A 23,236-nucleotide genomic window follows, 5' to 3' on the forward strand; every position below is an offset into this window, starting at 1 on the left:
AGCCCGTGCGCGATCCGACCTGAAACAGCAGCTCTACGACGCGCTGCAGTGGCCGACCACCATCGCGGAGTACAAGGACTACCTCCGGTGGTTCCTCCGGTGGATCCCACGACAATCCGACGCGGAAGCGTGGGCGGAGGGATCGCCCGGCGAGAGGCAGGCTCGTGAGGTCAGCGACCGGCTGGCGCACTTCTTCTGGCTCGTCGACCAGCACCCGGACCATTCGGATCGCGCTGTGGAGAGTTCGCCGGCGTTCGGCGACTGGCTGACCCGTTTCGCCCGGGAGTGGGGGTCGTACCTCGACTCTCCCGACTCGTTCGACGAAGACATCTTGCGATCGTTCGTGGACGACTCACCGGAGTATGCCGTCCAGGACTCGATGATCGACAGCAGGCCGAACATGCCCAGTGGCTGGTTGACGTTCAACCAGTTCTTCGCCCGTGAACTCAACAGCGGCCTCCGACCCATCGCGGAACCGAATCGCAACAGCACGGTGGTGTCTTTCGCGGATTGCTCTTTCCAGCATGTCTACGAGATCGGCAGCGATTCGGCCATTCCCGCGACCCGCATCAAGGGCACCCACACGTACGGGACCGTCACTCAGCTGATGCAGGGCAGCGATTACGCAGACCGCTACGCGGGCGGTACCTTCGCGCACTACATGCTGCCGCCGTCCGCATATCACCGATTCCACGTACCGGTGTCGGGCACCGTTCTGGAAGCCTTCACGATCATCGGCCAGGTGTATCCCTCTGTGGGAATGGCATACGTGGCGTCGGTGCGCCTGACCGCCGCGCCCGGCGGGTTCGTGGCGAAGGGCGACGAGTTCGGCTATTTCCAGTTCGGAGGATCCGACATCATCGTCTTGTTCCCGTTGGCACTCGATCCCGACGTCGACCGCGACGACACTGCACGAAAGATGGGGTCCGTGATAGCGACCGTCTGAGCCGACAGAGCACACGTCGAGCGATGTGCCTCGTCGCGGACACGAGTCATGCAGGTCTCGACAATGTCGAGATCCAGATCCCAGACATCGGCGAGGATTCGACGCATCCACCCGGTGGCGCGATCCCACCCCACGGTGGTGTCCCGGGCGCGTAGTTGCCACCCCGCACCGAGACAAGCACAGCGGGCTTGCCCGCGAGAGCCGGGACGACGGTCGCATCGAAGCGCGGGTCGTTCATGCCGACGTCAACCCAGGTCTTGAAGTGCTGGCACACCGAAGTCGTAGAGCGGCACCGCGAACAAAAGTGCGTCTGCGGAAGTCACCGCGTCGGCGAGTTCGGCCGCCAAGGCCAGCGCCCCGCGTTGTTCCGGCGACCGCTGATCCACGGGGGTGTAACCGGCGAAAGCTGTGTCGCCCAGCGGATATCGGCTCGGTGCCGACGTGCCGCCGGATGACGTGGTCGTCGGGATGACCTGCCGTCCACTCCTGATCGACGATGTCGACGATCGCCCGGCTGTGCGAGCCCTCGGCGCGGATGCTGGCGTCGAGGCGGAAGAGCGGACCGCGGTCCCGCGTCAGCAGAATGACGACGTCCACATGGCCGGAGACCTTAGCCCGAGCCGGCCGGCAGTCCGCATGAAAATCATCGACGATGGCGTTGTGCTGCGCCCAACCAGATCAATTGTCGAGATGGCCGAACAGGTCGGGATAGGGGCGAACGACCGAAGGCCGTGACGAGACGGCCCATTGTCGGCGGATGGCCACGCAAGATTTTTCGCAGTTGCGGTCCACGCCATGGCAGGTGTTCCGCGCAATATGGGTGTGACTACCATGGCCGTTATGGGGGCGTTGTGCGTGACGTCCGCGTTGTGGTGACAGATTATTTCCCATCAGGGCTGCTAGGCGGGAAGTTGTAGGGCCCGTTCTCGAGGCAACTCGCCCACGGATCGGATTTGCACATGGTCAGACCATCGTTGTCAGTGATCGTTCCAGCGTTCAATGAGCAGGAATTGATCTCCGAGTGTCTGCACGCATTGTTCGACCAGGATGAGCCGGTCGACGAGATCGTCGTCGTGGACAACAATTCGACCGATCGCACACTTGCGGCTGTGCAGAAAGCAGCAGCCGGAGACCAGTCCGTTCGCGTGGTCCGGGCGTCCGATCAGGGCGTCATCAATGCACGGTCTGAGGGGTTCGACAGCGCGACTGGTCAGGTGATGGCTCGCGTCGACGCGGACACCCGGGTCGACGTCACCTGGGCGCGGGCCGTGCGTGACTTCTTCGAGACCTTCGGAGACCACTTCGACGCCGGCTCCGGCATGTGTTGGGCCTACGACCTGCCGTTCCAGGGCCCGTTTCGTCGCCAGCAGGGGCGAATCGCAGCCGAGACCACCAGGGCACTGGGCGAGGGAGACATGTCTGCCGCCGAGATCGGTCGGCTGTTCGGGTCGAACATGGCCATCACCCGCGATGCGTGGCTGCGCGTCCGCGGCGCGCGTTCTCGTCGGACCGACGTGTTCGAGGACCTCGACCTGACGCTGACGTTGTTGGCGGAGGGGTGTTCGATCGGCCTGATCCCCGAGGCGAGCGCCTCCATCTCGGGGCGCCGTTACCTGTCGCCCCCGGCAGCGTATCTACGGTATTGCTGGCGTGATCAGCGCACGCTGCGAGCGCGTGGACTTCGGAGCGCTGCACGCAGGGCCGTGCTGCGCACCGTGTTTGTCCAGATGCCCTTCTACTTCGCCATGTGGCTGCCGTTCCGTGCGTTCGATCCGTCGACGGGGCGAATGCGTGTGAACCGCTTGTTGCGCAGATCGCCGCAACGGGTGCTGCCGAGCGGCGAGTGACCGTGACCTATCGGGCTCAGGCCAGGTGCGTGGCGGCGTGGTGGTCGTCGAACGAACGTGCTATGTAGCCGAGGTAGGCGTCGACGTCGGGCATCACGCTGGCGTCGGTGGTGATCGACACCGACAGCCGGTCGTGCACGCTTCGGATGGAATGCGCGAGCAGGCAGCCGGTGCCGATGGTCTGCATGCCGAACATCGTTGCAATCGGAAGACCGGCCATGCTGGTCACGCCCCGGGTGGGCCCGATGTTCGTGATGGCCACGTTGCCGGTGGCCGCGTGCCCGTTGAGGCGAGAGGATCGAGACAAGGCGCCCAGCGCACGCAACAGAGGGGCGGGCAGTCCTGTCTCAGCGGCTTCTGCGTGTCGTGCATTCACCTTTTCCTTGGCGTCGGCAGCAGATGCACTGATCGCCGCCACCCGCACTCGAGGATCGGCGATATCGGTGTGCAGGTCGACGATCGAGGCTGCGAACTGGTTGACGACACCGGTGGCACCGCCTTGCGTGGCGATCGGGACCAGTGCCGCGAGCGTCGGCCCGTATGGTTCCTCGAGATCTGCGAGGTACTGCCGCAAGGCACTGCCGATGACCGACAGCATCACGTCGTTGATGGTCGCACCCGGACACCCACGTTTGATCTGCTGGGCGCGAGTCAGGGACAGCTCCACGAATGAGCAGGTCCGTGCGCCTCGCATCGGGCCGGAGAATCGTGTGTGCGGCCACGGGCCGGGCTTCTCGAGCTCACTGCGCGCTGCCGGATCGCGTCGGTTGGCGCGACCGCGGCCGATCGCCGCGGTGAGGAAGCGCCACCATGTGACGGGCGAGCGCACGAGTTCGCGGCCGAACAATTCCATACGGCCGGCGTGGGAGGTCCCGGCGGACCAGACGTCCGGTGCAGGGCCCCGTTCGTCGGTGGGGTCGGCGAGCGTGTACCGGGTCAGTTGCGTCCAGCGAGTCCCGTCGAACGCTGCGTGGTGCCACATGATGGCGAGGATGGTCGATGCGCCCGTCTGACCAGGCACCCCGCTGACATCAGGCAGCAGGTGGGCGAACCACAGCGGCATGTCGAGGGGAAGCCGGCGGTCGCCGATGTCGGCCAAGGCACGGGTGGCCTCGTGCCAGGTGAGGCCCGCCGGATGACGTCGGTAGTGCCGCGCCACGGTGAAATCGGGGTCGAGCTGCCAGTAGGGCAGGCCCAGCGAGAGCGGCACGAAATGCACGCGGCATCTCAGGTGCTCGTCGAGGTCGGCCATGGCGCGCAACCGCGACCGAACGTTCTCGTCCGTCAGTGGCAGGGCGTCGACGGGGTGGTCGAGCACCCACGCCGAGATGACGGTTGCCGATGAGTGCCGATCCCCGAGGAAGAGATACGCCGCGTCCCGTGAAGACAACTGCCGCATCAGCCCTCATTCCCGTCACGCGTCCCCCAAGTACGACCGCACCACGTGTGGCGAGGCGACAGTGCGCAGCGCCGATGAGCGTATCCAGATTCTGGAGGATCCGGCACGAGAACGGGACAACGAGGATTGCCTGCAATCGGCGACACCCCGGGACCGACCTCTGTCAGGCTTCGACGATGCCGGGCTCACAAACACTCCCGTCGCCACCGGATATCGAGCGTTCGGCCCGTTGGCTGAGCCAGGACGTTCGCCGCGCGACTCGCGATGATCCCCTCGAGGTTCAGCGACGTGCGCGGCGGCGCCTCACCGATGTCGTTCGCCACGCGAAGGCCAACTCGCCGGTCTTCGCCGACTTGTATGCCTCACTTCCACCCACCGCCGAGATCGCCGAGTTTCCCACCACCGACAAGTCGATGCTGATGGCCGCGTTCGACGAATGGTCCTGCGACCGCAGGATCACAGGGGAGGCCGCGGAGCGCTTCTCCTCCAGTGAACGCGTCGGCGAACGGTTCTTGGGCGAGTACCTCTACAGCGAGTCGTCGGGCACGACAGGTTTGAGAGGAAGGTTCGTGACGGAGGATCGTGCCCTCGCAGTGCTGCACGCGTTGCGGTCGCGGATCCCCTCCCCGTCAGCGATGGCCTTGGCCCGCCTTGTCGCGAAACGTGGTCGGTCAGCCGCAATCATCAATCTGAAGGGCCATCATCTCGGTTCCGCGTACTACCGCCGCGTCGAGGGCGAACCGCGGCAGAACCGACGTGTCCTGTCGGTCACCGACCCCGTATCCGAGATCGCCACACAGTTGTCGGAACTGGACCCAGCAACCATCAGCTCGTACGGCTCCGTGCTCAGCCTCCTCGCCGAGCGTCAGCTCGCCGGGCTCGTCGACATAGATCCCGTTGTCCTGGTTCCGTTCTCCGAGACGGTCACCGGCGCGGCCCGCCGTCGGCTTCACCAGGCATGGCCGCGCACGACCATCGTGGAACGGTACGTCGCGAACGAATGCATGTTCATCTCAGCTCGATGCGACCACGGGTCACACCACCTCAACGCAGACTGGGTCATCCTCGAGCCCATCGACTCCGTCGGCCGACCAGTACCTCCGGGCGTGGAATCGGACACGGTGCTGCTGACAACCTTGTTCCGCCGAGTCCAACCCATCATCCGATACGACCTCGGCGACCGGGTTCGGTTCCACGAACAACGATGTCCGTGCGGAAACCAGCTGCCGGCCTTCGACGTCCTGGGACGTAGCGGGGGACTATTGACCTTCCCGACCCGGCACGGCCCCCGCACGATCTCACCCACAGTGCTGACCGTGGTCCTCGACGAACTCGCCGATGCGGCAACCTCGCAGTTGCTGGTGGACAGCGACGAACACGTCACGATCCACCTCACCACTCACCACGACGCAGACCAGGCCCACACCGCGGCCGCCGCACACACAGCGGTGCGGTCCGCCTTCCATGCCGCGGACATCACCACCGTCACAGTCGACGTCACACTGGGCAGCCCGATCCGCACCCCAGGCGGCAAGCTCAGCCGAATAGTCGACCGCCGTGACACCTGAGGCTGCCTGGCCGGCTCGACTGCCATCTGCCGGCTCGAGAACCGGACAATTGCACTAAGGTCATCGCGTGCGAATCTCCGTCGTCCTCCCGGCACACAACGAGGCGGACGTCATCACCGACTGCCTTGCGCGCCTGACGGCGCAGGACGGGCCCATCCACGAAATTCTCGTCGTCGACAACAACAGCACCGACTCGACGGCGGACCTGGTCGCACATGCACGCGTCTCCGACCCCCGGATCGCATTGCTGAGCGAACCTCGACCCGGGGTGGCGTACGCGCGCTACGCCGGGTTCGCGGCGTCGACAGGCGACGTCATCGCCAGCATCGACAGCGATACCCGCGTCGAGCCAGGGTGGGCCGTCGCAATCGCCACGGCCTTCGCCGACCACCCCGAGATGGTGGCCGGCACCTATCCGATGCTGATGTTCGACCTGCCATTCCAGCGGGCCTACGCACGAAGGATCCAGCGCCTCGACGCACGGACCCGACGCCGGCTCGAACGAGGCCTACTCACCCCTGTTCCCGCCCTGTCCGGGGCCAACTCCGTTATCCGGCGCGACGCCTGGCAGAACATCGCACACCAGGTGAGCTATCGACCCGACCTCTTCGAAGATCTCGACCGCTCACTGCTGTTGCGCGACGCCGGACATCCGCTCGCCGTCGTACCCGGAATGGCGGCAACAGTTTCCGGACGACGCCTGCTGTCGGGGCCACGCGCCCTGCACCGATACGCCGCGTGCGGACCCAGAACCTATCTGCTGCACGGGAAACGGGGGATGGCGATCGCAGCATGGCTCGCGAACATCTTTGCCCTGCTCCGCACCGTGGTGTTGTTACCCGCAAATCGAGCCTGGGACCCGACACGCAACGAATTCTCTCTTCGTCGCCTCATCAGAGGCCACTGGCACGAGCGACACTCGCCGATCGGATGAGACGCCTGATCTATCGACTCCAGCCGTTGCACCACCAGCCGACATCCATCGACGGCGTGGAATGGGGGGACCGACGCGCGATCAGGTGGTGTCGACACGATCGAGAACGGTCACACGCAGCGGGCTCGGATGTACTGGTCACACCGCATATTCCACTGCTGCATATTCAGATGCGGATGGTCTACGAACGACGGTTGGCGGTGAGATAGGGCGGCGGGGGCCGGTCCTAGAAGCCACGGAAAATCCCGTCGTCGCTTGCGTTGTCGGCGAAGTCGCGGAAGTCCATGTTGGCCAGGCTGAGGTTGTTCTCGATCGACCACATCTCAGAGGGGATCACTCGGACCGTCCGACCGGGCTCGTGGCCGGTGTCCACGGGCCCGGTGTCGACCGCGAGGATGGGGTGTTCCGGGTGGGTCATCGTGACGTGATCGGCGATGAAGACGTAGTAGGGCGGGGGAGGGCTGACGTCCGTGATGAACTGCTCGGCGGTGATGCCGTCCCAGGCGATGTCGTCGACCGGGAGCAGATCGGCCATGAACTCGTCCGGGGTCGACGGCGCTTGCGCGTCCTCGACAAGCTGCTGCCAGGCGGCGTCGTCGGTGAAGTCGGCCCGGATGAGGACAGATGCGTCGTCGAGTAGTGCTGGCCTGGTCACAGATGACTCCTTGAGTGAGTGGTCGTAGACGGGTGCGCGCCGCCCGGTAGAGGGCCAGCATCAGCACCCTATACGGACGAACAGGACAAGAACGGTGACCGCGGCGCACTCGGTGCGTGAGTATCTACGCCCATTAACGCTGGCGGCGCTGCGTACGCTCAGTGCGTGGTTGGTGACGACTGGTTGTGCTCGTTCTGTGGCGCAACGCCGTCGTGGTCACACCGCTTAGACCCAGGAAAAGTTCACTATCGGCACTACGGCAAGGGCCACACTGTCGGCGATCGACAGGCACTGTGCCAGCTGCGTCAGGACGCGTACCAGTCGGAGGACGAGGAACGTGCGGTAGCCCGGATGACGCTGTACGTCATCCGGATTCGCGGGTAGGCCGATTAAAGTTGACATAATGTATCTTATCGGCGTCGAAGGGCTGGGACGACAACATCTGTGACCCGCGCTGACCGCAGATTTCGAAATTCCCACCGTCAACGCAGATCTCGCGTCACCGCAGATCTCGCGTCGACGCGCATCAGCCTCACCGGCCCGTCAGTCACGTCGCGCTGCGCGTGAACCAATCGATTCGCAGAACGTCAGGCGTCGCGTCGTCGCTGCCAACGGCGTCTACTGTCGGGTCACCAGATCGCACCCTTCGACAGTGCTCGAGCTCATCTTCTCAACCCGAGAACAGCCCTATTCGCCAAAGCAAAACGTCACGGTGACGAATTAGGGGAGCTCAAGCCCCCAGCGAGCAGTCCGACTGCGAACGGGGCCGGGGCCACCAGTGGCTCTAAGACGGTCTGCTTCAAGACGGCTGCTGGTAGCGGCTGCCTGCGTCATCGCTCGCGACGAGCTGTAGCTCTTTGCTCCCCGGCGGGATGTCGCCGCGAGAAGTACGAACCAACAGAGATGTACGGATCGGCACCACGTACCGCTTCGACATGGTGACGCACTGGGGCGCCGACGAGACCATGCTTGCCGGCGAGTTTCGGCAGGCTGCGCCCGGGTCGCGCACACCGTCCAACTGCGGGTCCAGCTGGCCACGAGAAGGGCCTCTTGCTCGAAGAGGTAGTCGTGGTGGCCCGTTCAGAGAAGTTACGGCGACTACCCAACGATGCGGACCACCGCGTCGATCAGAGCCGACGCGTTGTTGTTGGCGTCTGCTTCGGAGATGGGTTTGTCTCCGTGAACAGGGATGACGGTGTACCAGTTCTCCCTCTGCAAGTAACGGGTGAAGAACAGGTACCACTGTCCAATCTCCAAGGGCCGATCACCGCCGAAAGAGATGTACCGGTCACCGAATCGGCCACCTTGTTGATTGAGTACGACCGTCTGCGGAACGGTCCCCTTCACATTCAGGCCAGTTGTCACCCGGTACTGGGTCTCCGGCAGCGACCCGAGAGCTTTTACACCCGACTGGCCGTCGATTCTGCCCGTGAAAATGTTAGTCGACAAGGCAACGAGGTTGTAGGGGTCGGAGACATCGGCGACGTGGTCGATGGGCACGGTGACTGTCTGCGGCGAACTCTCGATGTCACTTGGGGTCGTGAACTGGGCGTCCTCTCCCCCATCGCACCCCGCAACCACGAGAAGCGCCAGAATGACACCTGCCTGCCATGTCAAGTGGATCGCAGAACGCCGGACTCGCCGCATCGCAATAGGATTCCTTCAACGAGGTGGTCGGTCAGCAAGAATATCGTCGCGCCTGTCGGCGCCCCAAGTCGCAACAACACTCAGGGCTCCTCAATATTCTTTTGACCCTCGGCGCGGTCGTGGCCGCGGAAGCGTGGCCGCATCACGGCCCATTCCACTTCGCACCGGGCGTCGCGCCGCGACCTCGGTCACGTGAAGACACTGGCAGGTCGTCGCAGGGCCAACTTGCACCGTCGACCATCCCCCTACACCCGATGCATTCGGCGCCGTAGCTGCCACCGACGGGTTGCTGCATGCTTCTTGTGTGAACACGGGCGACAGGACACGCGGGCCGAGTGGGCGGTTCGCCCAGATCTTCACTGACGACGGTCTCCGGGGCCGCGTCCGCCGACATATCGCGATCTATGCGATCGCCACATTTTTAGTTCTGTTCAGCGCGGCTTGTGGCAGCGGCTCCTCGGGTACCGCATCCCTCAGCGAATCGCAGGCGGCGAAGGCGCTGTCCGATCAGGACATTCACATACCGGACGAGTGGTCGTTCGGCCAAATGGATGAGGGCCGTGTATTTGTCGGGGCCCCGAGCTACACGGGCCGATACGACTCCCCCGCCGGCTCAAACCGCAGTAAAGTTCCTGCGGCAGAATTGCTTACCCGCAATCTCGCGAGCGCCAATCCCTCCTTTCCGTCCCTCTGGCGACCCGGGTGCGATGACCTGACGTTGTACGGACTCCGGCGTGGATACCTCGGCTTCGCCTGTTCTCAGGGCATGGAGCTGTTCATATCAACCCGCACGGCCGACGGAATACCCTCGACACCAAACGCCCCAGACAGCAAGACGCTGCTCCTGACCCACGACGGCAGCAGCGCTCATCTGTTCGTGATCGTTCAGGGCCATTAGCGCGCACCCGCGGTCGGCAGCGAGCCGACCAGTGCGAGTTCGCAGTCGCTGCCAACACGGTGCTGGCAATGTCGTCATCACCGCGAAGCCCGTGATCTCGCCGGTGCGTTCAATCCAATTCCAGAGTTGCTCCCTGACGCCACAGTGGACCTATGAGTAGGAAGACCAACCACGCAACGTTTCACATCGTCTTGCCGGCGCACCTCCACGGTCCTGAACTCAGCGAGCGCATCGAGAAGGCCGTGCGCGAAGAGGCCGGCCGCGTTGGAGCCGTCTCCACCGGCGACGTCAGTGTCACCGGCAGCCTCCCCCACGACAACAGAACCGTCGAGCACACCGTTCGAGTTCGGCTTTACTTCGGTGGCCCCGCCTCCCGCTGACACCGCGACCCGGAATGTGGCGACAGCACAGCGCCGGAGATGACAACCTCGGCACGTGAGCGTGCACCCCTGCCCGGACAAGACAGCAGCAGACTGGCTGCTGGCCTCGGATTGCGACTGGTTCGACCTCGTCACTAGCGGGTCGACGGGCTTTGAGGCCTACGCTCGACTGCGCTTCATCCGCGACCCAGCCTTCCCCGGCGAAAAGCACAGCGACGTCGACTTCACCCCAGACGGGCCAGGACCGACCGAGCTCTGGCAACTCGCGGTCGCCGTCGAACACCTCGCCACCCACACAGCCACCCCCGACAATCTGTACTTCCTCATCTGGGACGGCTGGCCGGGCTCGTACGACACCGCCGGCGCCGCTCAGGTGTTGCTCAAGGACGACCGGTTCGGCGTCGTTCGCCGCTACCACCTGTTCACCGGCGACTCGGACCTATTCTCCTGGGAGACCCACAGCCCGAGGGCGTCACCACGATCCGAGCTCCCGGATCCGGCGTTCACCTGGCCCGCCGACCGCGCCTGGTGCATCGCCGATGACATCGACCCCCACTTCGCCACCATCGCCGCCACTCTCCCGGCAATCTACGTTCTGGGCACCGAGAACCGCATCGATGTCACCCCACCCGAAGACCGAACAGTAGGACCACCCCTCTGGTTCTGACGAGCCTTTCAACCGCCCGCTGACCCGCGAGGATCTGTCAGTCTCAACCTGACACGTCTCAGTACCAGTGAACTGGGACGAGTTGAACTAACTGAGATATGTTGCGTCGCAGTGTCCTTTGCTACGTGCACGGGCGTCGAGCGGTCTCGATTCATCCCGCGGCCCCGCCGAAGCGCCGCATCACGCACAATCACCCTCCCTCGACAGTCTCGGCAGCACCGAGCCCGTACTAGTGTGCAGGAATGCTGGTGCTCGCCGAAGCTGGGATCTCCGAGTGCTCGCGGGCCGACACACACTTGCGGCTGGGCGTGAGACCTCGCGATGGTGGTGGCCACGTTCCCGATTTGGGGTCTCAGTACCGAGTTCGGGCGCACTCCCGTGGATGTTCGAAACGTTCCTCAGCGTGAGGCTCACGCTGCGCACACTGGTCGGCATCCTCGTCGTCACCGGGGTGACTGTCGGTGTACTCGGGGCGGTCGGGTGGCGCTACGCCACCCGCCGACTTGTCGTGATCGCCGACCCCCCACCCACGCCACCCGGGAGCACGGGCCTTGTGTTCACCGGCCCTCTGAATGTGGTCGCAGGACCACAGTGGTGGCCGGGCCTACTCCTGTTGCCCGCCACGGGGATTGTCGTCGCCACGGCCGTGGGGACGCTCGTCTGGGCCCTGCTCACATTAAGGTCGGGCCCGTGGGCGACGTGGCTCACGCTCGCATCGGCTGCGACCGCCACAGGTATCTGCGTCGCCATCGCCACTCTGTGGCTGACCGACGAGCGACGACCGGCCGTACTCGTGCGAACCGAGGAGGGATCGGACGCGGGAGCGACCACCACTCCCCTGACAGAGGGCCTCTGGGACCGCGAATGGGCTCCCATCGGCCTGTGGTTCCCTGTTGTCGGGATCCTGGTTGCACTCGTCATCACGGCCGCGCTCTACGGGATCCACCTACTGGCACAGCGCACCTCGCGGCCACGGTTCGAGCCCCGCGACAACACGTGACACCGGACGGCCGAGGCGACACCGTCCGAATTCACGCCTGGTCGAGGAGCATCTCGACGGTCGTCTTGGCCAGGGTCCACGGGTCGTCGTCGTCCAACGACGTGGACAGTGCTGCGGCGCCTTCGTAGATCAGAGCGATCTGGCGACCGAGGAGGCTCGGCTCCTCCACCCCGCAGTCGCGGCACAGGTCGATGATCGCCTCGGCGAATGCCCGCTTCTGGACGTGGACGAACTCCGCGACCTCGGGCATCGCTGACGCCGCCTCGACTGCGGCATTGTGAAACGGGCAGCCCCGCAACGGGCCATCGCGACGGCCCTTCACCGTGAACAGTGCGAGCAGCCGCTCGCGAGGGTCGTCACCGCCGCCCGACCGAGGGTCGGAGACGCCATCCAACAAGAAGACGAGGTACTGCTTCACCAGTTCGGTCTTGCTCGGGAAGTACTTGTACAGAGTGCGTTTCGACACCTCGGCCGTATCCGCGATCAACTCGACACCGGTCGCGTTGATGCCCTCGACGTAGAACAGCGTCGCCGCAGCCGCGAGGATACGGTCGCGCGGACTCGGACGCCCGGCAGTCTGCGCCGCCGCCTCCCGCGTCGTCGTCATCTCACCCACCGATCTGTCGTGTCGTCACCGTGTGCCCAGCGTGCCCGAAAACCGATCAGTTTACAAGGCGGGCCGAGCCCGCTACCGTCCTCGGTACACCGATCAGTTTCCATGCCGAGGAGGCAGCTGTGACGCACACCGACACCGGACGCGGATTCACACCGGGAGGTGCCGACGTCTCGTGGGCCACGGTCCCGACACAGACGGTCACCGTCGGTGGCACGCCGTTCGTGTACCGCGAGTACGGCCCGACAGGCGGCGTCCCCGTGGTGTTCCTGAACCACCTCGGCGCGAACCTGGACAACTGGGATCCCCGCGTCGTCGACGGGATCGCCGCGTTCCACCACGTGATCACGTTCGACAACCGCGGCGTCGGCGCGTCTGCCGGCCGCACCCCGACGAGCATCGAGGCGATGGCCGACGACGCGATCGCATTCATCGAGGCACTGGGCCTCATGAAGGTGCATCTCCTGGGCTTCTCCCTCGGAGGCTTCCTCGTGCAGGTCATCGCCGAGCGTCGGCCCGAGCTCGTCGCCAGGATCGTCCTCGCCGGGACAGGTCCCGCCGGCGGGACCGGCATCGACAGAGTCACCCGGATCACGATCGCCGACAGCATCACCGCCCTGCTGACGGGCAAAGACCCCAAGCAGAACCTGTTCTTCACCCGCACCGACAACGGCAAGGCGGCGGGACGAGAATTCATCGCGCGGCTCGAGGAGAGATCGACCCAGCGCGACAAAGCCGTGTCGCTGAGAACGTTTCGGGCCCAGCTCCGCGCGATCCACACCTGGGGCACGAGCACCCCGGCGGATCTGAGCACCATCACCCGCCCGGCGCTCGTCGTCAACGGCGACGACGACCGGATGGTGCCCACCAGCAACTCCCACGATCTCGCCCGACGACTTCCCGATGCGGTGCTGCACATCTACGGCGACGCCGGCCATGGGGGGATCTTCCAGGCTCACCGCGAATTCGTGTCCGACGTCCTGCTGTTCCTGACGAGCTGAGTCACCCCCGCCGTCGCGATCAGGCGGCGACGTCCCACCATCCCCACAGAAGGAGTCACACATGCCCACCATCGACGACGCCGTCGTCCTCGTGACCGGCGCCAACGGCGGCCTCGGCGAACACTTCGTCCGGCAGGCCCTCGCCCGCGGCGCGCGCAAGGTCTATGCCGCAGCCCGGCGACCGCGCGACTGGGGTGACGACCGCATCGTGCCGATCGCACTCGACGTCACAAACACGCGCTCCCGCGCCGACGCTGTCGCCAGGGCGGCCGACACCACGATCCTGATCAACAACGCGGGAACACTGCCACCGACGGCAAGCCTGCTCGACCTCGAGGAGGCTGACCTGCGCGCCACGATGGAGACGAACTTCTTCGCCCCGGTGCTGCTGGCGCGCGCCTTCGCCTCGACACTGAACTCCGCGCAGAACGCCGCACTCGTCGACGTGCACTCTGTGGCCAGCTGGTACGCCTTCGGCGGTGCCTACAGCGCCTCCAAGGCCGCTCTCTGGTCGGCGACCAACGCGCTGCGACTCGAATTCTCGACGACAGGCGTGCATGTCGTCGGTGTCCACATGGGGTACGTCGACACCCCCATGGCCGCGGGCGCCCCGGGACCGAAACTTCGCCCCGAAGACCTCGTGGCGGCCGTCTACGACACCCTTCTCGCCGGCGGCTACGAGGTGATCGGTGACGACCTCACCGCCTCGGTGAAAGCCGCACTCGCGAGCCCCGTCGAAGCGCTCTACCCCGAGCTCGCCGCCCCGCCGACGACTACCAGTCCGTCACCGGCAGCCGCCGACTGAACGGCCGGCGTCACATCGGCCCGGCGCCCGACCACGACCCGGGTCGCGAATACATTCCATGGAAAGTAGTTTGGATGTGGCTCGAACGAACCACCATCGACGCCGACTGCAAAGGTGACCACATGCGTGCGGCGTTCTACGAGAGTCAGGGCCCGGCCGCGGAGGTGTTGCAGCTGGGCGATCTCGACGAGCGAACCCCCAGTGACGGCGAGGTGCGTGTGCGGCTCACCCACTCGGGCATCAACCCGGGCGATGTCAAGAAGCGGCAGGCATGGCTGGGTGCTCCGATGGCGTTCGACCGGATCGTGCCGCACAGCGATGGAGCCGGATTCATAGAAGCCGTGGGCCCGGGCGTGGACCCCGCGCGGGTGGGCCGCCGGGTGTGGGTTCATGGCGCCCAGTCCTACCGCGACTTCGGCACAGCGGCACAGTCCACGGTGGTCCCCGACGACCGCGCGATCGAACTCCCCGATGCCGTCTCCAACGCGGTGGGCGCCTGCCTGGGCATCCCTGGCATCACCGCGCATCGCGCCGTGTTCGCCGACGGCCCGGTCGACGGTGCCGTCGTGCTGGTCCATGGCGTCCTCGGCGCTGTCGGATCCCTGGCGGCGCAGCTCGCGCGACGAGGTGGCGCGACCGTGATCGGCACCGTCCGCAGAGACACCGACATCGACCGCGTCGGGCCGGGAATCGCCGACGTCGTGGTCTCCACTGCAGCCGGAGTGGAGGAACGGGTCCACGAGGCCGCACCCGCGGGCGTGAACAGGATCATCGAGGTCGCACTGTCGGCCAACGTGGACCTCGACTCTCGGATCGTGGCTGACGATGCCGTGATCGCGGCCTACGGCAGCCCTGACGCACGTCCCACCATCCCACTGTGGCCCCTGCTGTTCGCCAACGTGTCGATCCGACTGCTCGGTAGCGACGACTTCCCCGCAGCTGCGAAGAACGCGGCAGCGCAGGAACTCTCGGCGGCAGCGGCCGACAGTCCTCAGCTTGTCGGCCCCATCCGCGAGTTCCCCCTCGAGGAGATCGCCGCCGCCCATGAACTGATCGAGAACGGCCGACCCGGCGGACGCGTCGTACTCACCATCGACAGCTGAGGTCACCCACGCGGCCGGCTCGGTTCGCGCCGCGGGCAACTATCCGGTCGCTCCGCCGGCCGTCAGGCGACGCGAGAGCCGGAGCACCGCCGTGACGACAACGGCGGCGACGAGGCCTGCAACGAATGCCGCGAACGCGTTGTCCTGCAGCGCATACCCGGCTGGATACCCGTCATGACGACGAACACGGTCCACGTGAGCACCGCTACTGCGGACGCCCGCCGCGACCACGACGGGCTCACTCGGAATCGCGGGCAGGAACGAGTCCACGAACGAGACACCGACCAGGATGACGTACAGCCACGGCGAGGAAACCACCGCCTCAGCGGCGTGGAGCCAGTCGGTCATCAGCCGTCGTTCCCCTTACTCGTGGGGCAGAGCGTGCGGTGTCGCGTCGTCGACGGGTCTCCGTGCTTGACCCAGATGACGCAATAAGTGACGATTCGTTCACTTATGATGAGAACCTACACCAGCCCCGGGCCCCGCGATGGCGTGCTCAGCCCGTCGGCGACCCCGTAGGACAGGAGCGCGCAGTGACCATCGACAACCCCGTAAGCCCGGCATGCGAGGACACCGTTGATCTCGCGATCATCGGTTTCGGTCCGGCGGGTGCGACGGCCGCGAACTTCGCGGGCCAGTTCGGACTGCGCGCCGTGGTGATCGAACGAGACACGGACGTGTACCCCCGCCAGCGAGCCATCGCGATGGACGACCAGGCGCTGCGTGTCGTCCGTGCCATCGGGCTCTACGACGAGATCACCGCGCGTATGCACATGGGTGTCACTGCCCGGTTCATCGGCGTCGACGGTCGACCGTTCCTGTCGACGCCGACCGCACCGACCGACGAATGCGGTGACCCCCTGGCGAACTTCTTCTACCAACCCTGGTTGGAGGGCACGCTACGCGGAGGCGTCTCGCGCTACGACGACGTGGAGGTCATCACGGGGCACGAGGGGCGCCTCGTCGACCAGGACAGCGACGGGGTCACCGTCGACATCGTCCCCACCCGACGACAACGCGCGACACGACGCATCCGCGCTCGGTATGTGATGGCGTGCGACGGTGGGAGCAGTCCGACACGCAAGGCCGTCGGCGGCACTTTCGCCGGCTCCTCCTACTCCGAACAGTGGATGGACATCCAGGCAGAAGTGAAGCGACCGTTGCCGTTCGATCCGCACTTCGACTTCCTCTGCAACCCGGAACGCCCCGGCGTGCGCTGCCCGTGTCCCGGTGGTCACTTCCGCTGGGAGTGGCGGATCAACGAGGGCGAGACCGTCGAGCAGATGCTCTCCGACGAGACGATCTGGTCGATGCTGCGGGCGGAGGGGATCAGTCCCGACGACATCGACATCAAGCGCACCTGGACCTACACCTTCCACGTTCGCAAGGCTGCGCGCTGGCGCATCGGACGGGTACTTCTCGCCGGTGACGCCGCGCACGTCATGCCGCCGTTCGCCGGACAAGGCATCTCCGGTGCTCTCCGTGATGTCGCGAACGTCATGTGGAAGCTTTCGGACGTCGTCGCCGGCCGCGCAGACCCGGCGCTTCTCGACACCTATCAGACCGAACGCGAAGCCCATCACGACGCCATGCTGCGGCGTGCAGAGATGTTCGGCCGAATGGTCATGCCGCCCAACCGAATCGTGGCCCGCGCTCGCGACATCTCGGTCCGGGCACTTGCCCCGACGAGCCCGGGGCGACTCCTCGTGGGACGAATGGCCCGCCCACCCAGGCTGAGCCCGGGTTTCACCGACGCCGGCCGAGACCGCAGCCCCGCTGTCGGGCACCTGCTGAAGGCGGCGACAGTCGCCTCCCCGGGGATCGTGCAACACCGCATCGACGAAGCCCTCGGACCGGGTTGGGCGATCCTCGGACTCGGTCGCAACCCGTCCACCGAGATCCCCCGCCACATCCTCGCCGCCTGGAAGACGTTCGAGCCCCGGCTGGTCACCATCCGCCCCGGGACGTCTGTCGTCGCGGACGGAGAACTCGGCGACCCCGTCGGCGAGCTCTGGGACTGGATGCGGGAACGCAGGGTGCGGTTCCTCGTCGTGCGACCTGATCGCTACGTGCACAGCGCCGCCTGTCGCGCCGCAGACTTGCCACTCCCTGCGCCGAGGTACTCGGCGGTCGACAGCAGCCCGGTGCAGACGGCATAGTCGGCAGCACCGCCGAGCCCGCCGCGGACGCCCGAGGTCATGCGTGGGCCCGTCAGCTGTGACTGCTGATCGAGGAAGGCTCCGTCATGCCGGCACCCGCGGGAATCGACTACTCCTGGGCCATCCAGACCGGTGGGGTGCTGACCAGCGCCCAGAAGCGCGCACTGTTCACGCCACTGGTGCAGACCGTGCTGAAGTATCCCGGTCTGCGCGCGCGGTTGGTCCTTGGACGGCGCGGTCACGGGGGTTTCGATCTCGACACCCTCCGCCTGCCTGATTCGCGACTCGCCCGCGATGCCCAGGAGATGGCACATGAGTCCATCCCCTCCTTCCTCGTGAACCACTCCTATCGCGTGTTCCTGTTCGGCACCGCATTGGCGCGCCTGGACGGCATCTCGATCGACGACGAGGCGGTGTTCGTCGCCTCGATGCTGCACGACCTGCACCTCGGCGACCCGGCGCCTGGCGGACGGTGCTTCGCTGTCGCGGGCGGCGAGAGGGCCGAGGCCTTCGCGGTGGCGCACGACGTCTCGCCGGAGCGTGCGCGACGCATCGGAGCCGAGGTGTCGGGACATGTCACCGTCGGCGGGTACGACGACCTGTCTGGCGAGGGTGGCTTCGTGGGGGCAGGCGCCGTCCTCGATCTCCTGGGATTACGACTGGACGAGCTGCGGAAAGACTTCGTCGACGCGGTTCTCGCGCAGCAGCCGCGTGACGGGTTCAAGAGAGACATCGCGGCCACATGGAAGACCGAGTCGCGCGCGGTGCCGGACGGCCGCGCCGCATGGTTGAGGCGCTACGCCATGATGCTCACTCTCGTGCGTATCGCCCCGATGCAGTGAGGCAACCGGCACGCACCTCGTGACCCGTCCGATCACGCGGGCCGTCGTCGCCACGATCGCCGACGACCACGAACGTCCGCGAGCGCAGGGCCGAGTCGGCGCGCCGGTGTCGATCACACGGATCACACCGGACTCGGGCGCAGAACCGCACGCACGGCGTTACCGTCGGCTGGTGTCCGACGCGGAGACCGACCCCCCAGCCGATCCCAGCCGTGCCCAGGCGATCGCATTCGTCGGTCATCTGGAGGCGTTGGCCACGCAACTCGCGCAGCAGGTCGAAGCGCTCGAGGCGTCCGCGGCTGATCCTCTCGCCCGCCGACGTCAACGACTCGTCGACGACGCGAAGCAGCGGCGTCTGGAGCTGTACGAGACGCGGCACCACATCGAGGCCCTGCAGTCGCGCTACGGGCTGGAACCCTGTACGTCGTGAACGAACGACGAGCACGGGGTCGGGCCTAGACGTGTTCGCGGTGTCGGTCCTGGCGGGTGAGAACTGCCGTCAGCAGGACGATCGCGACGATCCAGCCGGCGGTCACCGGACCGGTACCCCATCCCAGACCTCCGTGTTTGGTGTCGGCGAGCCAATCGGCACCCGACGCACCGAGCGGTCGGGTGAGGACGTACGCCGCCCAGAACGCCGCGACAGCGTTCATCCCGAGTCGCCATGCGACCAGCGGTATGCAGATCGCGACGGCGAAGAGGATCGTCGACGCCAGGTAGCCCAGGCCGAGCGACGCCGCGGTCCAGTCGCCCAGAGCGGTGCCCAGCGCGAACGTCGCGCACACGGTTGCCCAGTACCAGAGCTCCGAGCGGCGGGTGACGATGGCGTGGACGTCGAGGGTGCCGGTGTCGCGATGCCAGAGAACCAGGATGCCCGCGACAGCGACCCCGAACGCGATGCTCGAGGCGATGTACGGGACGCCGACGGCATGGATGACGTCGGCGACGACAGTGCCGAACACACTGACCATGCTCACCGCGAGCCAATATCTCCACTCACGGAACGCGCCGGCGCGGAACAGGATGGCAAACGCGGCGAGGAACGCAGCAAGGATGAGGGCACCCGCCAGGACCTCTGGGAGATGGGTCCCCAGGAAGTCCGACAGCGTCTCCCCCATGCCGGTGGTGAGCACCTTGATGACCCAGAACAGGACCGTGACCTCGGGGACCCGGAGCCATTCGCCGGTTGATCGGCTGGGCGTGGCGGAACCGGTGGCGTTGCGATCGGCGGACGTCATGCCGGGGAGGGTCGCACGGCCACGCTGAGAGGACGCTGAACGATCGGCGGGCGGCTGTCGCGCGCACACTGAGGTGATGAGCGCTCTCGACGACGCCGTGACCCCGTTTCGCATCGACGTACCCCAGGCCGATCTCGACGACCTGGCCGACCGATTGGGACGCACCCGGTGGGCCGAGCCCGAAACGGTCGACGACACCAGCCAGGGTGTGCCCGAGGCCTTCCTACGGCGACTGGTCGACCACTGGCTGCATGGGTACGACTGGCGTCGCATCGAGCGTCGACTGAACGAGCTCCCCCAGTTCCGCGTCACCGTCCGGGGTGGCGGGGACGACGCGCTCGCGGTCCACGTCATCCACGTCCGATCGCAGCGTCCCGACGCGACGCCGTTGCTGATGACGCACGGGTGGCCGGGGTCGGTGCTGGAGTTCCTCGACGTCATCGAGCCCTTGACCGCCCCGGCTGCCGACCAGCCGGCGTTCCACCTCGTGCTGCCGACGTTGCCGGGCTTCGGTTTCAGCGACAAGCCGACGTCCACCGGGTGGGGAGTCGGTCGAATCGCGAGGGCCTGGGCAGAACTCATGGCGACGCTCGGGTACGAGCGGTACGCCGCCCAGGGCGGCGACTGGGGATCGATCGTCACCAGCGCGCTCGGCGCGGTGGACACCGAGCACTTGACCGGGATCCATCTCAACATGCCGTTGGCGCAACCGGACCGCGACGACGAGCCCACCGAGGCGGAGCAGGAGATCATCGCCCATCTGCGACGGCACCGGCGCGAGAAGACCGGCTACATGAAAGAACAGTCGACCCGTCCACAGACCATCGGCTACTCGCTCGTCGACTCCCCCGTCGGCCTGGCGGCCTGGATCGTCGAGAAGTTCTGGGACTGGACCGACCACGACGGCGACCCGACGAGCATCCTCACGCCCGACCAGATGCTCGACGCCGTGATGATGTACTGGCTCCCAGCGACCGGAGCGTCGTCGGCACGTCTCTACTGGGAGGCGCCGCGGTCGTCCTGGCAGTCGGACATCGGCGTGCCCGTGGGCATCTCGATGTTCCCGAAGGAGATCAACAGGACGTCGGAACGCTGGGCCCGCAAGCACTACCCCTCGCTGACCTACTGGAACGAGCTGAGCCGCGGCGGACATTTCGCCGCCCTGGAACAACCCACCTCCTTCGTCGACGAGATCCGCTCCTGGAGCCGAACGCTGGACTGATCTTCGGCGGAGCCGGTGTGGCTCACCTCACGCGTGGCATAGTCGATGCAATGGAGCGCGACGACGACATCGAGGTCGACTATCTGGTCGTCGGCGCGGGCGCCGTCGGGATGGCGTTCGTCGACACCCTCCTCGCCGAGACGACGGCGACCGTCGCCCTCGTCGACAGGTACAGCCGACCGGGCGGGCACTGGAACCGGGCCTACCCGTTCGTCCGACTGCATCAGCCGTCGGCGTTCTACGGCGTGAACTCACTGGCGCTCGGTGTGGGCCGCCTCGACACCGAGGGCGGCAACGCCGGACTGCAGGGACTCGCCTCCGGCGCCGAGGTCGTCGCCTATTTCGACCGGGTGATGCAGGAGCGATTTCTCCCCACCGGCCGAGTGCACTGGCTCCCCGAGCACGAGTTCGACGGATCGGACGTGGTGCCTCGCGCCGGCGGTGCGCGGCAACGGATCCGAGCGGCGAAGACGGTCGACGCGGCGCACAGCGAGGTCACCGTGCCCTCGATGCGCCCACCGTCGTACGACGTGGCCGACGGGGCCGTGTGCGTCGCCCCGAACGCGCTGCCCGACGTGGTCCGTGACGACGCGCAGTACGTCGTGATCGGAGCGGGCAAGACCGGGATCGACGCCTGTCTCTGGTTGCTCGACGCCGGCATCGACCCGGACTCGATCCGATGGATCATGCCGCGCGACTCCTGGTTCCTCGACCGACGCAACATCCAGCCCGTGGAGGACAGCTTCGAGAGCACCGTCGGCGGGTACGCGCTGCAACTGGAGGCCTCCGCGCTGGCGACGTCGGTGCCCGACCTCTTCCGTCGGCTCGAGGAGACCGGCCAGTTGCTCCGACTGGATCCCGACGTCACACCGACCATGTACCGCTGTGCCACGGTGACGAAGGCCGAGCTGGAACAACTGCGCACCATCTCCGGCGTCGTGCGCTCGGGTCGCGTCCGCGCCGTCGGTCTCGACGCCATCGAGTTGGACGACGGGTCGATCCCCACGTCCCGCGACGTGGTGCACGTCGATTGCACTGCAGACGGATTCCGGCGACGGTCCCCGGAACCCGTGTTCGACGGCGACCGCATCACCCTGCAGAGCGTCCGGACCTGTCAGCAGGTGTTCAGCGCCGCCATGGTGGCGCATGTCGAGGCGGTGTACACCGACGAGGCCGAGAAGAACGTCCTCTGCGCGGTGATCCCGTCCCCGGACGCCGACATCGACTGGCTGCGAACGACACTCGTCAACACCGAGAGCACCATCCGGTGGGCGGGAGAACCGAGGATCGCGTCGTGGCTGGAGGATGCCCGACTGAACAGCGTGAAGACCGGCCTCACCGGTGCGCCCACACCTGCCCAGATCGGCGTGCTGCGCACCATCGTCCGCCACATGACCGGTGCCGTGGACAACCTCCGCCGCCTTCTCGCCGAGGTCGACTGAGCGACCCCAACCGCCCGCACAAAGGTCAGAGACGCACGCCTCCCGACGCCTCGATCCGCTGACCGGTGATCCACGACCCCGACGCGGTCGCGAGTCCGACGATGGCCGAACCGATGTCCTCGGGAGTGGCCAGTCGCCGCAGAGCGGCGGAGTCGATCATCACCTGCTGCAGGCCCGGATCCGAACGGAGATGGCCGCCACCGAAATCGGTGGGCACCGCACCCGCCGCCACCACGTTCGCGGTGATCCCCCGCTCGCCGTACTCGAGAGCCTGGTAGCGCGTGAGGACCTCGAGCGCCCCCTTCGCCGCGGCATACGGACCCGATCGCGGAAAGGCCATACGGGTGAGCGCAGTCGAGACGTTGATGATCCGACCGCCGTCACGCAGAAGCGGTTCCAGGGTCTGCGTGAGGAACAGCGGCCCCTTGAGGTGCACTGCAAGCACCTGATCGACCTCGTCCTCGGTGACCTCGCTGAGCTGGCTGTACAGCGCCGTGCCCGCGTTGTTGACGAGGATGTCGAATCGCCCGTCGGGAAGTCGGTCACGCACCGCATCTCGGAACGCCGGGAACGAGCTCATGTCGGTCGTGTCGAGCCGCAGCGCGGTCCCCCGCCGGCCTCGGGCCCCGATCTCGCCGACGACGGCGTCGGCGTCGCCTGCGCCGTTCCGGTAGGTGACGACGACGTCGACACCGGCATCGGCCAGGGCGAGCGCGGTGGCTCGCCCCAGTCCGCGGCTCCCGCCGGTGACGAGTGCTGTCGTGGTGGATGTGGTGGGGTCAGGTGAGGTGGTCATGTCCCCACCGTGCGCATGGCCCCGTACTGCGACCAGGGAGTCGTCATCGGGGGATCGACGGTCCCACCCTGCGA

The 23,236-nt window shown here is 66.4% G+C and carries 24 protein-coding genes; 17 read left to right on the forward strand and 7 right to left on the reverse strand.

The annotated features are described in order from the left end of the window. Window positions 1-235 precede the first annotated feature (235 nt). From LX12_RS02880 to LX12_RS02890, 3 genes are all read left to right on the forward strand, one after another. The gene (locus tag LX12_RS02880; RefSeq protein ID WP_253652968.1) at window positions 236-946 is read left to right on the forward strand and encodes a phosphatidylserine decarboxylase; all 711 of its coding nucleotides are present in this window, start codon (window positions 236-238) and stop codon (window positions 944-946) included. 441 nt (window positions 947-1,387) lie between these two features. Then, complete coding sequence (locus tag LX12_RS02885; RefSeq protein ID WP_253652969.1) at window positions 1,388-1,681, forward strand: hypothetical protein; 294 nt, start codon at window positions 1,388-1,390, stop codon at window positions 1,679-1,681. Window positions 1,682-1,926: 245 nt separating this feature from the next. Beyond that, window positions 1,927-2,793: a glycosyltransferase family A protein gene (locus LX12_RS02890; protein WP_253652970.1), complete on the forward strand. Its 867-nt coding sequence runs from the start codon at window positions 1,927-1,929 to the stop codon at window positions 2,791-2,793. Between the two features lie 16 nt (window positions 2,794-2,809). On the opposite strand, the gene LX12_RS02895 is transcribed toward LX12_RS02890, so the two are convergent. Beyond that, window positions 2,810-4,192 (reverse strand): wax ester/triacylglycerol synthase domain-containing protein, encoded by a 1,383-nt coding sequence (locus tag LX12_RS02895; RefSeq protein WP_253652971.1) that lies wholly within the window; start codon window positions 4,190-4,192, stop codon window positions 2,810-2,812. Window positions 4,193-4,368: 176 nt separating this feature from the next. Between LX12_RS02895 and LX12_RS02900 the strand changes: the two genes are divergently transcribed. Both LX12_RS02900 and LX12_RS02905 read left to right on the forward strand, forming a co-directional pair. After that, window positions 4,369-5,760: a hypothetical protein gene (locus LX12_RS02900; protein ID WP_253652972.1), complete on the forward strand. Its 1,392-nt coding sequence runs from the start codon at window positions 4,369-4,371 to the stop codon at window positions 5,758-5,760. Window positions 5,761-5,827: 67 nt separating this feature from the next. Continuing rightward, a complete protein-coding gene (locus LX12_RS02905) occupies window positions 5,828-6,694 on the forward strand; it encodes a glycosyltransferase family 2 protein (protein ID WP_253652973.1) in 867 nt (288 codons plus the stop codon). 226 nt (window positions 6,695-6,920) lie between these two features. On the opposite strand, the gene LX12_RS02910 is transcribed toward LX12_RS02905, so the two are convergent. Beyond that, entirely contained in the window at window positions 6,921-7,349 is a 429-nt protein-coding gene (locus LX12_RS02910) for a DUF6924 domain-containing protein (RefSeq protein WP_253652974.1), read from the reverse strand. Between the two features lie 1,098 nt (window positions 7,350-8,447). Beyond that, on the reverse strand, window positions 8,448-8,849 hold the full coding sequence (locus LX12_RS02915) for a hypothetical protein (protein ID WP_253652975.1): 402 nt from the start codon (window positions 8,847-8,849) through the stop codon (window positions 8,448-8,450). 451 nt (window positions 8,850-9,300) lie between these two features. On the opposite strand from LX12_RS02915, the gene LX12_RS02920 reads away from it, so the two are divergent. The 4 genes from LX12_RS02920 to LX12_RS02935 all read left to right on the forward strand — a co-directional run bounded on the left by LX12_RS02920 (window position 9,301) and on the right by LX12_RS02935 (window position 11,941). Next, entirely contained in the window at window positions 9,301-9,894 is a 594-nt protein-coding gene (locus LX12_RS02920) for a hypothetical protein (RefSeq protein WP_253652976.1), read from the forward strand. A gap of 152 nt (window positions 9,895-10,046) precedes the next feature. Then, window positions 10,047-10,274, forward strand: a complete 228-nt coding sequence (locus tag LX12_RS02925; RefSeq protein WP_253652977.1) for a hypothetical protein — start codon at window positions 10,047-10,049, stop codon at window positions 10,272-10,274. Window positions 10,275-10,329: 55 nt separating this feature from the next. Further along, window positions 10,330-10,941, forward strand: coding sequence for a hypothetical protein (locus LX12_RS02930; protein ID WP_253652978.1), 612 nt, complete (start codon window positions 10,330-10,332; stop codon window positions 10,939-10,941). A 403-nt stretch (window positions 10,942-11,344) separates the two neighbouring features. Then, window positions 11,345-11,941, forward strand: a complete 597-nt coding sequence (locus tag LX12_RS02935) for a hypothetical protein (RefSeq protein ID WP_253652979.1) — start codon at window positions 11,345-11,347, stop codon at window positions 11,939-11,941. Between the two features lie 31 nt (window positions 11,942-11,972). Here LX12_RS02935 and LX12_RS02940 read toward each other — a convergent pair whose 3' ends face one another. Beyond that, window positions 11,973-12,548 (reverse strand): TetR/AcrR family transcriptional regulator, encoded by a 576-nt coding sequence (locus LX12_RS02940; RefSeq protein ID WP_253652980.1) that lies wholly within the window; start codon window positions 12,546-12,548, stop codon window positions 11,973-11,975. 128 nt (window positions 12,549-12,676) lie between these two features. Here LX12_RS02940 and LX12_RS02945 point away from each other — a divergent pair, with 128 nt between their 5' ends. From LX12_RS02945 to LX12_RS02955, 3 genes are all read left to right on the forward strand, one after another. Continuing rightward, window positions 12,677-13,555, forward strand: coding sequence for an alpha/beta fold hydrolase (locus tag LX12_RS02945; RefSeq protein WP_372504906.1), 879 nt, complete (start codon window positions 12,677-12,679; stop codon window positions 13,553-13,555). Window positions 13,556-13,616: 61 nt separating this feature from the next. Then, window positions 13,617-14,360 (forward strand): SDR family oxidoreductase, encoded by a 744-nt coding sequence (locus tag LX12_RS02950; protein ID WP_253652981.1) that lies wholly within the window; start codon window positions 13,617-13,619, stop codon window positions 14,358-14,360. A gap of 74 nt (window positions 14,361-14,434) precedes the next feature. Then, entirely contained in the window at window positions 14,435-15,463 is a 1,029-nt protein-coding gene (locus LX12_RS02955; protein ID WP_253652982.1) for an NADPH:quinone reductase, read from the forward strand. Between the two features lie 39 nt (window positions 15,464-15,502). Here the strand turns inward: LX12_RS02955 and LX12_RS02960 are convergent, their stop codons facing one another. After that, on the reverse strand, window positions 15,503-15,811 hold the full coding sequence (locus LX12_RS02960; protein ID WP_253652983.1) for a hypothetical protein: 309 nt from the start codon (window positions 15,809-15,811) through the stop codon (window positions 15,503-15,505). Window positions 15,812-15,996: 185 nt separating this feature from the next. Between LX12_RS02960 and LX12_RS02965 the strand changes: the two genes are divergently transcribed. The 3 genes from LX12_RS02965 (at window position 15,997) to LX12_RS02975 (ending at window position 18,894) form a co-directional block, all read left to right on the forward strand. Continuing rightward, a complete protein-coding gene (locus tag LX12_RS02965; RefSeq protein ID WP_253652984.1) occupies window positions 15,997-17,622 on the forward strand; it encodes a bifunctional 3-(3-hydroxy-phenyl)propionate/3-hydroxycinnamic acid hydroxylase in 1,626 nt (541 codons plus the stop codon). 86 nt (window positions 17,623-17,708) lie between these two features. Further along, entirely contained in the window at window positions 17,709-18,464 is a 756-nt protein-coding gene (locus LX12_RS02970) for an HD domain-containing protein (RefSeq protein ID WP_253652985.1), read from the forward strand. 172 nt (window positions 18,465-18,636) lie between these two features. After that, the gene (locus LX12_RS02975; RefSeq protein WP_253652986.1) at window positions 18,637-18,894 is read left to right on the forward strand and encodes a hypothetical protein; all 258 of its coding nucleotides are present in this window, start codon (window positions 18,637-18,639) and stop codon (window positions 18,892-18,894) included. A gap of 25 nt (window positions 18,895-18,919) precedes the next feature. Here the strand turns inward: LX12_RS02975 and LX12_RS02980 are convergent, their stop codons facing one another. Then, entirely contained in the window at window positions 18,920-19,702 is a 783-nt protein-coding gene (locus LX12_RS02980; RefSeq protein ID WP_253652987.1) for a COG4705 family protein, read from the reverse strand. A 76-nt stretch (window positions 19,703-19,778) separates the two neighbouring features. On the opposite strand from LX12_RS02980, the gene LX12_RS02985 reads away from it, so the two are divergent. Both LX12_RS02985 and LX12_RS02990 read left to right on the forward strand, forming a co-directional pair. Then, entirely contained in the window at window positions 19,779-20,924 is a 1,146-nt protein-coding gene (locus tag LX12_RS02985) for an epoxide hydrolase family protein (RefSeq protein ID WP_253652988.1), read from the forward strand. Window positions 20,925-20,974: 50 nt separating this feature from the next. Then, window positions 20,975-22,366 carry an NAD(P)/FAD-dependent oxidoreductase gene (locus LX12_RS02990; protein WP_253652989.1) on the forward strand — a complete coding sequence of 464 codons (1,392 nt, stop codon included), beginning with the start codon at window positions 20,975-20,977 and terminating at the stop codon, window positions 22,364-22,366. Window positions 22,367-22,391: 25 nt separating this feature from the next. On the opposite strand, the gene LX12_RS02995 is transcribed toward LX12_RS02990, so the two are convergent. After that, complete coding sequence (locus tag LX12_RS02995) at window positions 22,392-23,162, reverse strand: SDR family NAD(P)-dependent oxidoreductase (RefSeq protein ID WP_253652990.1); 771 nt, start codon at window positions 23,160-23,162, stop codon at window positions 22,392-22,394. Window positions 23,163-23,236 lie beyond the last annotated feature (74 nt).

The sequence above is a fragment of the Williamsia serinedens genome (assembly GCF_024171725.1).
In the GTDB taxonomy this organism is placed as follows: domain Bacteria; phylum Actinomycetota; class Actinomycetes; order Mycobacteriales; family Mycobacteriaceae; genus Williamsia_A; species Williamsia_A serinedens.

Excerpts from the sequence above, each read along its gene's own strand:
- LX12_RS02950 (WP_253652981.1), top strand. The coding sequence starts at position 13,617 with ATGCCCACCATCGACGACGCCGTCGTCCTCGTGACCGGCGCCAACGGC.
- LX12_RS02980 (WP_253652987.1), bottom strand. The coding sequence starts at position 19,702 with ATGACGTCCGCCGATCGCAACGCCACCGGTTCCGCCACGCCCAGCCGA.
- LX12_RS02970 (WP_253652985.1), top strand. The coding sequence starts at position 17,709 with ATGCCGGCACCCGCGGGAATCGACTACTCCTGGGCCATCCAGACCGGT.
- LX12_RS02985 (WP_253652988.1), top strand. The coding sequence starts at position 19,779 with ATGAGCGCTCTCGACGACGCCGTGACCCCGTTTCGCATCGACGTACCC.
- LX12_RS02900 (WP_253652972.1), top strand. The coding sequence starts at position 4,369 with ATGCCGGGCTCACAAACACTCCCGTCGCCACCGGATATCGAGCGTTCG.
- LX12_RS02960 (WP_253652983.1), bottom strand. The coding sequence starts at position 15,811 with ATGACCGACTGGCTCCACGCCGCTGAGGCGGTGGTTTCCTCGCCGTGG.
- LX12_RS02895 (WP_253652971.1), bottom strand. The coding sequence starts at position 4,192 with ATGCGGCAGTTGTCTTCACGGGACGCGGCGTATCTCTTCCTCGGGGAT.
- LX12_RS02955 (WP_253652982.1), top strand. The coding sequence starts at position 14,435 with ATGTGGCTCGAACGAACCACCATCGACGCCGACTGCAAAGGTGACCAC.
- LX12_RS02925 (WP_253652977.1), top strand. The coding sequence starts at position 10,047 with ATGAGTAGGAAGACCAACCACGCAACGTTTCACATCGTCTTGCCGGCG.
- LX12_RS02940 (WP_253652980.1), bottom strand. The coding sequence starts at position 12,548 with ATGACGACGACGCGGGAGGCGGCGGCGCAGACTGCCGGGCGTCCGAGT.
- LX12_RS02990 (WP_253652989.1), top strand. The coding sequence starts at position 20,975 with ATGGAGCGCGACGACGACATCGAGGTCGACTATCTGGTCGTCGGCGCG.
- LX12_RS02995 (WP_253652990.1), bottom strand. The coding sequence starts at position 23,162 with ATGACCACCTCACCTGACCCCACCACATCCACCACGACAGCACTCGTC.